Origin of the sequence: Kluyvera georgiana (genome assembly GCF_050990895.1) — a bacterium.
Classification (GTDB): Bacteria; Pseudomonadota; Gammaproteobacteria; order Enterobacterales; family Enterobacteriaceae; genus Kluyvera; species Kluyvera georgiana.
Genome location: NZ_CP158865.1, coordinates 4332236 through 4345025 on the forward strand (window position 1 = coordinate 4332236; position 12790 = coordinate 4345025).

Below are 12790 nucleotides of genomic sequence, written 5' to 3' on the forward strand. Positions count from 1 at the left end.
AGTAATTAATGTGTGGACTTGTCATACTGACGCTGCGTTTTACACATTGATGCCAACGCTGCGACATCAAGGATCTGCGCCACGCTGCCATCGCCCAGAATCGTCGCCGCAGAAATACCCGGGACCTTGCGGTAGTTCTGCTCCAGGTTCTTCACGACCACCTGATGCTGACCAATCAGCTGATCGACCAGCAGCGCATAGCGACAGCCCGCGCTTTGCAAAATGACCGCCACGCCATCGCTCACCCGCTGCGTCGCACGCTGAATAGACAGGACCTGATGCAGCTCAACCAACGGCATGTACTCATCGCGTACCTGTAGCATCAGCTCTTGACCGGCCATGCGGTAGAGCGCTTTTTCGGAAGGTTTCAACGACTCCATTACCGTACCGAGCGGTAATACGTAGATCTCTTCACCTACCCGCACCGACATGCCGTCGAGAATCGCCAGCGTCAGTGGCAGGATGATGCGGATAACGGAGCCTTTATCTTTTTCAGACTTGATTTCAACGTGGCCGCCCATCTCCTGGATATTTCGTCTGACGACATCCATACCCACACCGCGTCCCGACACGTCGGTCACCTTTTCTGCGGTGGAGAAGCCGGCGGCAAATATCAGCATCCAGACTTCTTCGTCACTCATGTTTTCATTCAGCGCCATGCCCTGGTCACGCGCGCGAGCGAGAATTCTTTCCCGGTTGAGGCCAGCGCCATCGTCGATAACCTCAATCACAATGTTGCCTCCGTGATGCTCCGCGGAGAGGGTTAAGTTGCCTTTCTCCGGTTTGCCTTTGGCACGGCGAACATCGGTGGCTTCAATACCGTGATCGAGGCTGTTACGCACCAGGTGTGTCAGCGGATCGATAATGCGTTCAATCAGGCTCTTATCCAGCTCCGCCGAACCGCCACGCAAGGTCAGCTCAACGTCTTTATTGAGCTTTCCAGCCAGATCGTGGACTAAACGCGGGAAGCGACTGAAAACATATTCCATAGGCATCATACGAATGGACATCACGGATTCCTGCAGATCGCGGGCATTACGTTCCATCTGACCAATGCTGTTGATCAACCGATCGTGGATCGCCGGATCGAGCGTCGAGGAGATCTGCGAGAGCATCGCCTGAGTGATGATAAGCTCACCGACCTGATTAATAATCTGATCGACCTTTTCAACCGCGACGCGGATGCTGCCCGCTTCGGACTGCTGAGCGCGTCCGGTAGGCTTTGACCGTGCAGGCGGTTTAGCTCGCGCTGGCGCTGTCGGTGCGGGAGTGGGTTCTGAGGCGACGGGCGTTTCTGCGGCGGCGGCCGGAGCCGCACGACTCGCCGCTTCGATCGCGATCTGTTCTGGCTCAATCACAAAGCAGAGCACCGAGGTGATGTCATCCGCAGAGGCCGTCGTCTTTAGCTGTACCTGCAGCGTTTCGCCGGCCACGTTTTGGCCGACAATCTCACCTAAATTCGCCAGTTCCTCGGCCATCAGCGCCTGCTCAGACTCTTTAAGCCCTTTCAGGACGATATTCAGCAACGTCTGCCCATCGCTCACCGCGACGGGAGCCGGAGCCGGTTGTTCCGCCGCGGGCGGAGCACCCGCATCGGCTTTCCCTTCCAGCGCAATCTGACGCAGCGCCTCACAAATATACTTAAAGGTATCCTGATCGGGCTCTTGCGATGCTTTATAGGCATCAAGCTGGTCTTGCATAATATCTTTACTCTCGAGGAACAGATTAATAATGCCGCTATTCAACTGAAGCTGTCCGCAACGCGCATCATCCAGCAGGTTCTCAAGAATATGAGTCGTTTCCTGCAGGACAGTAAATCCGAAGGTTCCCGCGCCGCCTTTTATCGAGTGCGCGGCGCGGAAGATGGCATTCATCATCTCCTGATCGGGAGAAGAGACATCCAGCTCTAAAAGATGTCTCTCCATATCCGCCAGCAGCTCATCGGCTTCGGCAAAGAAAGTTTGATAAAAATCACTGACGTCCATTTAGCTCAACCTTTTCCTGGCTTGGTGGATCTTCTCCAGGCTGAACGGCAATTCCTTCGACCTGGTTCAACAATCGATTAACTTCATTTTCTGTCGCGGGCTGAGCATGTAATTTCGCGGGCGGGCGCGGCGGCATTACAGAGTCTTCCTTGAGGATCGCCTCCTCTTTTTCTTTGCTCAATACGAGGATACTGATACGTCGGTTTGAGGGATCGTTTGGCGGCGTATCCGCCAGTCCCATCATGTCGGCGCTACCAATCACGCGCAGAAATTTGTCCTGCTGAAGGCCCGCCGCGGCCATCGTCCGCCGCGAGGCGTTGGCGCGGTCGGCAGACAGTTCCCAGTTGCTATAGCCCACGGCGCCGCCCGAATACGGTAGGGAGTCGGTATGCCCCGTCAGGCTTATACGGTTTGATATTCCATTCAGTACCGGCACCAGCGCCTGCAAGATGTCGCGCATATACGGGGCCGGGACGTAGCTGCCGATATTGAACATCGGGCGATCCTGCGTATCCGTTATCTGGATCAGCAGGCCATCGTCGGTTAACGACAGCATCAGGTTAGACTGGAAATTGTTCAGGCGCGGATCGGTCTCGATAAGCGACTCCAGCCTTTCGCGCGCGCGCTGAAGCGTCTGCCGACTGCGCTGCTCATCAATCTTATTGAGCATCTGGCGCAGAACTTCACCGTCAGATTTCATGAAATCGTCACCACCGCCGGGGATGGGGCTGGAGCTCAGACTGGCGCGATCGCCACCGCTAATGGCGACCTTTAAGGGCATCCGGAAATATTCGGCAATTTGCTGGCGCTCTGTTGGTGACGATGTCGCCAACAGCCACATCACCAGGAAGAACGCCATCATCGCCGTCATAAAGTCGGCGTAAGCAATTTTCCAGGAGCCGCCGTGGTGATCGTGCTTATGCTTCTTTTTACGTCGAACAACAATGATCGACTTATCCTGCTTGCTCATGACGATGCGCTATCCGAACTGCTGCCGCTTTTCACCTGACGCATGTGTTCCTCCATCTCAATGAAGGTTGGACGTTCGGTGGAGAATAGGGTTTTACGACCAAACTCAATCGCAATCTGCGGCGCATAGCCGTTAACAAATGACAGCAGCGTCACCTTGATGCACTGAAGCATTTTGATCTCTTCACTGCTCTTCTGACGCAGCAGCGTCGCCAACGGCAAAATGAAGCCGTAAGCCAGAAGAATGCCGAGGAAGGTTCCAACCATCGCGTGTGCGATCAGCTCACCGAGCTCCGCCGCCGGACGATCGGCCGACGCCAGCGCGTTAACCACGCCCATCACCGCCGCAACGATACCAAATGCCGGTAAACCGTCGCCGACGCCGTTCAGGCTGCTGGCCGGCACTTCATGCTCGTGCTCAACGGTTTCAATCTCTTCATCCATCAACGCTTCCATCTCAAAAGCATTCATGTTGCCGCTGACCATCATGCGCATGTAATCGACCATAAAATTCATGATGAGCGGATCGTTCATCAAACGCGGATAGTTGGTGAAAATAGGGCTGTTCTGCGGATCTTCGATATCGCTTTCCAGCGACATCATTCCACTCTGGCGGCTTTTCGTCATCAGCAGCAGCATCATCCCCAGCAGATCCATATACATGGCTTTGGTGTAGGTCGATCCTTTGAAGAGGTGCGGCAGGGTTTTCATGGTCGCTTTAATGGCTTTCCCATTATTACCCACGATAAATGCCCCCACTGCGGCCCCGCCGATAATCAATACCTCAAGCGGTTGATAAAGGGCCCCAAGATTACCGCCACTGAGGACATAGCCGCCAAATACGGTCAGAATGACGACCAGATAGCCAACGATAACGAGCACGTAAACTCCTTACTAAATAAAAATGCATCCAATCCGTGTGAATGATGCTGTTAAGCCGATATCTGCTGAGGATTCACGTCAGGCGGAAGCACGATGCTCTTTATCGTATCCACGGGCGGTTTCTCCGCTGCTGACACAGTTTCGCCCTGTATATCGAGCGCCTTGCTTTTCTTAATCGCACGCGACGGCGGGCAGCACAGGCTACAGGTGAACGGGTTTTTGGCATGTTCCGTGGTCACCACAAAGCGTCCGCCGCATACGCTGCATTCGGTATGTTCGATCATCCCGCAGTCAATAAAACGCAGCAGCGTCCACGCGCGGGTCAGCCCCAATACCGGTTTATCGCCGGGCGCAATTGGGCACTGTTCCAGGTACAGGCGGTAGGCCTTAACCGTTGCCTCAATTGGACGACAGTTCTCCGTCTTCTGGATATAAAGATGAATGTTGTAAAACATCGATGAGTGAATGTTCTGTTCCCAGGCCATAAACCAGTCTTCGGAGAATGGCAGCATGCCTTTCGGCGGCGGGCAGCCTCTGAGTTCTTTATAGAGTTTCAGGAGGCGGCGGCGGCTGAGGCTGGTTTCGCTTTCAAGAACCTGCATGCGGGCGCCAAACGAGATTAGCGCCATCGCGATCTGCACTTCTTTGATTTCCTCTAAAATACTTTTTTCACTCATCTTTTAAACTCTAATCAGGAAGTTGGGGCGCTTTGCTCGGAGAGCGAGTTAAGCAGGTTGGTCGACAAAATAATCCCGGTATGAATCTGCTGTAACGCTTCGATACGCGAGTTTTTCGTCAGTACATCAATCACCATTTCATTGTCTACACGAAGGCGACAAATCAGCTGATTGGTTGACGCCAGCTTAATCAACTGCGGAAGCGACAAATCTTTAATGGTGTCGATTGTTGCTTCCGGTAATCCCAGGCGAAAGCCTGCCGCAAATTTATCTTCCCTGATCAACTGTTGGGCCAGCAGCAAATAAGAAAGATTAATATCGTGGATACTCTGAAGTTGTTCATCGAAATGCATGGTATTCCTCATAATCAGGCAGCGTTCAATCCGTCTTAACGAAGAGAAGATAATTTATTTACATAATGATCACTGACGCTATAGATGCGCTCATTTGAGAAAGCGGTATGTCAAAGTGACCCTGTTGGTTGAATTCAATTATCCTGACAATACAAATCGAAGCAAATTAAATTTACAGGGGAAGAAACAGACAATCATTGGAATATTAAAAAGAGCTCAATTTTTTTAAAATTAAACGCAATCTAAACAAAACAGGTGTTGTTTCGCAAATTAATGTAATGACGACAAACACCGTTCTACTTTCCTGAAAATTCGCGTTCCACCTCTGTCAGAGACGACATACCCACTATTTTTCTGCATCCAACCGGGCCCTCAGGCGCTTAATTGCCTGGCTATGCAATTGGCTCACCCGAGTTTCCGTCACGCCCAATAAAAGCCCCACCTCTTTCATGTTAAGCTCTTGTTGATAATAGAGATTTAGCAATAGCTGTTCGCGCTCTGGCAGCATCGCAATCTCCTGAGAGACCTGCTTCATCAGCTTCTTCATCATCAGCCCATTCAGCGGGTCAAGCTTCTCGTTCTGAGCGTCAGACTGCTCAATGCCTTCCGGGGATTCTTCCTGCAATTCGTCCAGAGAGTAGATCTGGCTGGTGTTGGTATCAGCGAGCATCTGCTGATATTCCTCCAGCGTAACGGCCATCTCATCGGCAACTTCCTGCTCCATTGCCGCCCGCCCTAGTCTCTGCTCAAGCCTTTGAATTACAGCAGATATCTCCCTTGCATTACTGCGAACTCGTCGGGGAACCCAATCCCTTTCCCGTAGCTCGTCAATCAGCGCCCAGCGTACTCGCTGGACAATATATTTGCTGAGTACAATCCCCTTGCTGGGGTCAAAATCGTCGATTGCCGCCAGTAGCCCCATGGCGCCCGCCTGAATCAAATCATCGAGGTCGACGCTGGCAGGTAGGCGAACCTGCAGGCGTAGGGCCTCGTGTCTTACCAGCGAGCTATAGCGGGCCCACAGTTCATTCTTATCCACCACCCCGACCGGGGTATAGAGACCGTCCATAATTTCTTTATTCCTATTATAAAATACCAGGTAATTATTGTAGAAAATAACGAAATCACACAGTCTGATAAGCTCTTACATTGGTACGCAATTCGACACATCATTTATCTAATTATGTAAAGAAACGTCATTATACCTCACGCCATTCTTTACTTTGCTTTGATTAAAGTGATAACACCGATAATCTATTCGAGAGAAAACAAACAACATGATGGCTGTTTTAGCGGTAAAATTCTCGACTCTTGTTTAATCTAAATTTAGGTTTAGAATTCGTCAAAATAGTCACATCAATAATACTTTCGCCCGGTAACTTTCCATATGGAAATAATCACATAAAATGCCAACAATAATAATTAACGTTTTAATGTCATTTGCGTGAAACAGTGAATATTAGATCTAATACCCACTACAACAAGAAAACATTAACGTAACATATTAAATATCGACATCTGCTGCATGGTCTGGAAAACCATCATTGACGAGCTGAGCGCAAACTCAGCCATCTTTGACTGAGAGACCAGAGTAATCATCGCATCCGGGTCGGAACCTACGGTTTGCTGCAGTCGCGATTCCACAGAGATACGCTGGGTATCCGAGCTATAGCTCAGGTTCTCAATCTGCTGAAGGTTTGTCCCAACCTCCGCCTGTACCTTGCCGAGGTTATCAATTCCCTTCTTGATGGAGATGTTGACGCTATCCAGCGTCGCCTGCAGCGCTTCGCGGTCTTCGTCCGTTTCAATCGGTTTATTCAGCGCTTCAATTGCGCTATCGAGAGCAGCAAAAATGTCATGCTCGGTACCGCTCATGAACACATCGCTACCCGTATGACCCACCTGCATTTCGGTACTGTCGGCTACGATCTGCGTCATTGCGGTATCGCCGCCGACATAGGTACCGTCTCTCAGGAACGGCTCAGTGCCGGTTTTATAACCGCCAAAAATATAGCGACCGTTGCTGTTTTTGCTGTTGGCCAGATCCAGCATGTTATCGCGGACCCCCTCTAGCTCGGTCGCCAGCGCCTGTCGATCGGCATCCGAATAGGCGCCGTTGCCGCCGGCGACGATCATCTCCGAGAGACTGGTCGTCATCAGGTTGCTCAGCGAATTCAGTACGTTATCTTCCTGTGCCAGCGCATCGTAGGCGTACATCCGCGAGGTATCAAACTGGTCTATTGTCGACAGCGCGTTACGGTAGATAATGGCCTGCGACGCGCCGGCCGGATCGTCAGAAGGTTTCAGCAGGATCTGCCCGGAAGACAGGCGCATATAGATATCATTACCACCGACTATCGCCTTTGATAAACTATCAATATTGTTTTGATACATGTACTGAGTGCTGAGACGCATCGCTCTATCCTTATCTTATTACTCACTCTGGCCCTGGTTCCCGGGCAGCGTCATTAACGAATACTTAAAATCGTGTCAAACAGGGTGGTCGCCGTCTGCAGCACCTGGGCATTGGCCTGATAATACTGGGAGTACATCTGTAGGTTGATGTACTCTTCATTCAGATCGACACCGGAAATCGCCTGCTGTTGATACAGCATCGCCTCATAGGTTTTCGCGCTGGTGCTGGCGTTCGCTTTCAGGGCCGTCATGGCGGAACCGACTGAGCTGACCAGGCTGGCATAGGCTTCCGTCAACGTCGACTTACCGATCAGCGCTTCGTCTTTAATCGCAATCAGCGCTTTGATGTTCTCGTTGTTGCTTTCATCATCAGGATCGGGCGAGCTGGAGGCCGCAATCTGGTTACCGTCGGTAATGGCGACGGTCAGCTTATCCGCTACGCCCGCCACCGGGTTAAGGATAAAGCTGTCATTTTCCTGCGGGTTACCCTGTGGCGACACGGAAATGCCGTCAAACATCAGCTCACCATCCGGGCCGATGGTCGTAGGTACCAGCGAACCGTCGGCATTTTTCACTTCCCAGTCGCTCTCGCCCGGGCCTTTAAAGGTCAGGGTATAGTCCTGCGCTTTGACCTGGCTTACGTCGGTGAAAGTGCTATTCAGCGTGGCATCGCCGGCGTTATTGCGGTTGACCAGCGCCACCGGGTCGGCAATGTTGAAAATATTCCCGCCCGGATTACCGTTGAGGTCATAACCCTGCTGGTTAACCTCGTTAAGGCGGTTCGCCATCTGCAATGCCAGCATGTTGAGCTGATTGCGTGAATCCTCCAGATCTTCATTACGGAATTTAAACAGGCCGCCGAGCTTACCGTTGGTTATTTTGGACTCATCCAACGGCAATGAATTACCCGACGCATCGACATAAGAAACGATGGTTTTATTCGGGTTCTCTGGCGATGCGGAGGTTTCCAGCTGGTAGTAGCGGTCGCCGTTCACCAGCGGAAGGCCGTTGGCCATGGTGACATCCACGCGGCCGGTCGTGGGGTTCTCCGTCACACGAATGCCAACCTGATCGTTAAGCTTGCCCAGCAGCTGATCGCGTTGATCGAGCAGGTTCGGCGGAACCGTTCCCGTTTGCCCGTGAATCTTGGCAATTTCCTGATTAAGCTTGGCCAGCTGCTCCGCGGCGGCGTTGATCTCATCAACGCTTTGGTTAATCTGCGTATTGGTGCTTTTTTCCAGTCCGTTCAGCGTCTTGCTGTTGGTTTGAAATTGATATGAGAGAGCATTGAACTGCGACAACGTCTCCTGACGAGCCGCCGAACTAACCGGGTCGCTGCTCATCTTTTCCATCGCACCGAACATCGCGCCCATGGAGACGGAGATATTATAGGTATCGTCACCGAGCATATCGTCAATCTGGCTCAGCTGCTCATAACGGCTGGCCATGGACTGATACTCCGTTGCCGCGCCGCGTACCTGGTTATTCACAAAAGCATCGTAAGCACGCTGTACGCCATTAACCTGCACGCCGTAGCCAAAGTAGCCATAACCGGTCGTTTTACCGCCCGCTTCACCCAACAGAATATGCTGGCGGCTGTAGCCGGTGGTCATCGCGTTGCTGAGGTTATTACCGACCACGTTGAGTGCTGATTGCGCTGAACTGAGACCGCTCTGAGCCAGATACATCAAATTCATGGTTTTGTACTCTCTACTGTGCCAGGTCCCTGAAACGCAGTCACACGGTTTAACCTGGCGTCGAAAATTCTTACTCTCTAATTAACCTATCGGTTCGCGAAAAAATAACTAAAACGCCAGGCCGCTAAAATAGAGAAGAAAGGTCATTTTTATAGGCATTTAACGCTTCATTAACGTTATGTTTAACTTGCTGCATCACGGAAATCAGCTTCTTTGCATATTTCGGATCGGTGGCATAACCGCCCAACTGTAGCGCATGCGCTGCGCTCTCCAGCGTGGGCGAGTGTGGCACCCCCTGGTAGCGCGGATTTTTGGTCAACAGCGCGGCGTGATCCTCAAGCGCATGCGCATAGGAGTCGTAGACGCGAAATGCGGCTTTGATCTTTTGCGGCTTACCGTTGATATATTCCGTGGTGGTGATTTCGGTGGTTTTGCCTTTCCATCCGCCGGTCGCCTTGATGCCGAACAGGTTGTAGCTCGGCTTGCCGTCCTGGGTCAGAATTTCACGATTGCCCCAGCCGGACTCGAGCGCCGCCTGAGCGATAATCAACTGGTGCGGCACGCCGCTTTTTTGCGAGGCTTCAATCGCAGGCTTCAGCAAGCGTGAAATAAAGCTGTCGCTCTTCATGCTGCGGTTAGCGAAACGGGCACGGGCCGTTTCCCCCGCCCCTTCGTTAGCATCCTGAGCCGCCATACGCTGTGGCACCTGTTTAAACCCGGAGGTATCGAGCAGTAACGGTACCTCCGCCGTGCCGGTCGACGTGGTCCCTTCATCGGGTTCGACGCCCATCTGTTTGAGCATCATTTCAGCGAGCCCGAGATCGCCCTTCTGAGCTATCTCCTGGGCAATCTGCTGGTCATACATCGACGTAAACATCTCGGTCTGCTGTGAATTGAACAGCCCATCTTTGAAGGTGGCTTCCCGCATGCTTTTCAGCATCATCTGGACGAACATCCCTTCCATTTGCTTCGCTGCGGCTTTCAATCCCTCCTGCGGGTCCTCTCTTGAGGCCCGCTTCAGGGAATCCAGCGTACGCACATCAAACGCGGCTCCAGTTTGTAATGGCACGCTGTTCATCAGTTCGTCTCCAGCTTCGCGCGCAGGCAGCCTGCACTTTTCATCGACTGTAGAATCGACATCAGATCGTTCGGCGTTGCCCCCAGGCTGTTCAGCGCACGCACCACATTGTTGAGATCCGCGCTGGTGTTTACACGCTGTAGCGAGCCATTGCCTTCACGCACCGACACGCGCGTATCCTGGGTAACCACGGTCTGCCCGCCGGCAAACGGAGTATCTGGCTGATTAACGACGTTATTATTCGATACCTCTACCGTCAGGTCTCCCTGCGCCACGGCGCACGCGTCCAGCCGGACGTGGCGGTTCATCACCACCGAGCCGGTACGAGAGTTCACGATCACCCGCGCATCCATTGGCCCAATCTTGACCTCCAGATTCTGCACGTCGGCAAGGAAACGGACGCGCGCGGCGCTGTCAGCAGGCGCGTAAAGCTTCACCACTCGCGCATCTTCCGGCACGGCGGTCAAACCACCGAAGCGACGGTTAATAACATCGCTAATCTGCTGCGCCAGCGAAAAGTCGCCATCGTTAAGCTGCAAGCGCAGGGCATTCTGCTCGCCAAAATTCATCGGCACTTCGCGCTCAACGGTGGCGCCGTTGGAGATACGCGCGCCGTTCAACTGGTTGCTCTGTACCGAGCTTCCGCCGCTTTGCGCGCCGGTTCCCGAGACCAGCAGGTTCCCCTGCGCCAGCGCGTAAATTTGATTATCAACCCCTTTCAGCGGAGTCATCAGCAGCGTACCGCCACGCAAGCTCCTGGCGTTACCCATAGAGGAGACCACCACATCAATGGTTTCACCGGAGCGTGCAAACGGCGGCAGTTCGGCGGTCACCATGACCGCCGCGACGTTCTTGAGCTGCATGTTGGTCCCTGCCGGGACGGTAATCCCCAGCTGCGAGAGCATGTTGTTCAGGCTTTGCGTGGTAAAAGGCGTCTGCATCGTCTGGTCGCCGGTCCCGTCAAGGCCCACCACCAGCCCATAGCCCATTAAGGAGTTGCTGCGCACGCCCTGTACCGACGTTAAATCACGGATACGTTCAGCATGCGCCGACGGCGGCAAGACCGTCATCAACCCAGCGCAAAACACGCTAAGACAAAGAGTTAAAAAATAGTGTTTCATTATTCACCGATTAAAAAGGCGAAACGTTCAGGAACAGACGCTGGAGCCAGCCCATCTGCTGCGCTTCGTTAATGTAGCCGTTGCCGACATATTCGATTCGGGCATCCGCAACCTGGGTCGATACCACCGTGTTGCTGCCGCTGATCGTGCGTGGATTCACGACGCCGGAGAAACGAATGAATTCCGTGCCCTGGTTGATGGCAATCTGTTTCTCCCCCACCACGTTAAGGTTGCCGTTCTCCAGCACCTGATTCACCGTGACGGTAATGGTTCCGCTAAAGGTGTTCTGCGCCGCGGCGCCACCTTTACCGTTAAATGTGTTGTCCCCGTTAATGGCCGTGTTGGCGCGATCGCTGCCGAACAAACCTTCCAGCATGCGGGGAGTCGTATCAAAGTTCAGCCCGGCCGAGCCTCCTCGCGACGCGTTCGCCGACGAGCTCTTACTGGCGCTGACGTTTTCCTGCAAAACGATGGTCAGCGTGTCGCCCACGTTTCTTGGCCGGCGATCCTCAAATAAGGGCTGAAAGCCATAGTTCATTGCTTGTCCGCTTTGAAAGATCGACCCGTTCGCCGCGCCACGAACCGAAGGAGCCGGACTTGCCGTCGTCTGTCCGCCCACCAATGGCTTATGGGGGACATACGCGCACCCGCCCAGAATCAGCGCCAGCGACATCACGGAAAGCGCTCTGGAAAGGAAAGACAGCGTGCGGGCTTTATCCGTCTCGGTGAGAACGGAACAGGGTTGATTTTTCATATCATTCATTACATCAGGATGCCCGGGTAACGGCGGGATCCCCTACGGGGCCGCTACCCAGGATGCTGTTAAAGTTGCATCAGTCGCTGCAACATCTGATCGGATGTTGAGACGGCCTTACTGTTAATTTCATACGCGCGCTGGGTCTGGATCATATTGACCAGCTCTTCAGCGACGTTCACGTTTGACGTTTCCACGAATCCCTGGCTCAGCGTTCCGGCGCCGTTCAGCCCCGGCGTAGACTCATTCGGCGCGCCCGAAGCCTGGGTTTCGCGATACAGGTTCTCACCGATGCTTTCCAGGCCGGATTCATTGATAAACGTCGCGAGGGTAAGCTGCCCCACCTGCTGCGGCGCGGTCTGACCAACGATGGTCACACTCACGATGCCATCTTTCCCCACGGTCAGCGTGTTGGCATCCTGAGGAATGTTGATCGCTGGCTGAATCTGATAGCCGCTGGAGGTCACCAGTTGGCCGTTCTGATCGAACTGGAACGAACCATCGCGCGTATAGGCGGTGCTGCCGTCCGGAAGCTGGACCTGGAAAAAGCCCTTGCCCTGAATCGCCACATCCTTGCTGTTGTTGGTCTGCGTCAGGCTACCCTGGCTGTGAATACGCTCGGTCGCCACCGGACGCACGCCGGTACCTATCTGCAGGCCGGAGGGTATTGTCGTCTGCTCGGAAGACTGCGCCCCCGGTTGACGCAGGGTCTGATAGAGCATGTCTTCAAAGACAGCACGCTGGCGCTTAAAGCCGTTGGTGCTGACGTTCGCCAGGTTGTTGGAAATCACATCCATGTTGGTTTGCTGTGATTCCAGGCCCGTTTTGGCGATCCATAAAGAACGAATCATCTTGTTTC

12 protein-coding genes are annotated in these 12790 nt (G+C 53.3%); all 12 read right to left on the bottom strand.

Translation table 11 applies throughout. From position 1 onward, the window contains the following. Positions 1–5: 5 nt before the first annotated feature. The 12 genes from cheA to flgG all read right to left on the bottom strand — a co-directional run bounded on the left by cheA (position 6) and on the right by flgG (position 12782). Entirely contained in the window at positions 6–1985 is a 1980-nt protein-coding gene (gene cheA / locus ABTW00_RS20585; RefSeq protein WP_433637282.1) for a chemotaxis protein CheA, read from the bottom strand. Further along, positions 1972–2955: a flagellar motor protein MotB gene (motB, locus tag ABTW00_RS20590; RefSeq protein WP_433637284.1), complete on the bottom strand. Its 984-nt coding sequence runs from the start codon at positions 2953–2955 to the stop codon at positions 1972–1974. Before motB ends, cheA begins: the two co-directional genes overlap by 14 nt. Beyond that, positions 2952–3836, bottom strand: a complete 885-nt coding sequence (motA, locus tag ABTW00_RS20595) for a flagellar motor stator protein MotA (protein WP_433637286.1) — start codon at positions 3834–3836, stop codon at positions 2952–2954. The genes motB and motA overlap by 4 nt, the downstream gene beginning before the upstream one ends. Before the next feature lie 50 nt (positions 3837–3886). Continuing rightward, positions 3887–4513 (bottom strand): flagellar transcriptional regulator FlhC, encoded by a 627-nt coding sequence (flhC, locus tag ABTW00_RS20600; protein ID WP_433637288.1) that lies wholly within the window; start codon positions 4511–4513, stop codon positions 3887–3889. Between the two features lie 14 nt (positions 4514–4527). Beyond that, the gene (gene flhD, locus ABTW00_RS20605) at positions 4528–4866 is read right to left on the bottom strand and encodes a flagellar transcriptional regulator FlhD (protein ID WP_416872321.1); all 339 of its coding nucleotides are present in this window, start codon (positions 4864–4866) and stop codon (positions 4528–4530) included. Between the two features lie 346 nt (positions 4867–5212). Further along, positions 5213–5935: an RNA polymerase sigma factor FliA gene (locus ABTW00_RS20610; protein WP_433637291.1), complete on the bottom strand. Its 723-nt coding sequence runs from the start codon at positions 5933–5935 to the stop codon at positions 5213–5215. A 422-nt stretch (positions 5936–6357) separates the two neighbouring features. Beyond that, positions 6358–7281 (bottom strand): flagellar hook-associated protein FlgL, encoded by a 924-nt coding sequence (flgL, locus tag ABTW00_RS20615; protein WP_433637293.1) that lies wholly within the window; start codon positions 7279–7281, stop codon positions 6358–6360. Between the two features lie 53 nt (positions 7282–7334). After that, positions 7335–8978: a flagellar hook-associated protein FlgK gene (gene flgK / locus ABTW00_RS20620; protein ID WP_433637295.1), complete on the bottom strand. Its 1644-nt coding sequence runs from the start codon at positions 8976–8978 to the stop codon at positions 7335–7337. 124 nt (positions 8979–9102) lie between these two features. Continuing rightward, positions 9103–10056 carry a flagellar assembly peptidoglycan hydrolase FlgJ gene (flgJ, locus tag ABTW00_RS20625; protein ID WP_433637297.1) on the bottom strand — a complete coding sequence of 318 codons (954 nt, stop codon included), beginning with the start codon at positions 10054–10056 and terminating at the stop codon, positions 9103–9105. Beyond that, positions 10056–11177 carry a flagellar basal body P-ring protein FlgI gene (locus tag ABTW00_RS20630; RefSeq protein WP_433637299.1) on the bottom strand — a complete coding sequence of 374 codons (1122 nt, stop codon included), beginning with the start codon at positions 11175–11177 and terminating at the stop codon, positions 10056–10058. Before ABTW00_RS20630 ends, flgJ begins: the two co-directional genes overlap by 1 nt. Before the next feature lie 10 nt (positions 11178–11187). Beyond that, complete coding sequence (locus ABTW00_RS20635; RefSeq protein WP_433641103.1) at positions 11188–11850, bottom strand: flagellar basal body L-ring protein FlgH; 663 nt, start codon at positions 11848–11850, stop codon at positions 11188–11190. A 149-nt stretch (positions 11851–11999) separates the two neighbouring features. After that, complete coding sequence (gene flgG / locus ABTW00_RS20640; protein ID WP_416872327.1) at positions 12000–12782, bottom strand: flagellar basal-body rod protein FlgG; 783 nt, start codon at positions 12780–12782, stop codon at positions 12000–12002. Between the last annotated feature and the right edge of the window lie 8 nt (positions 12783–12790).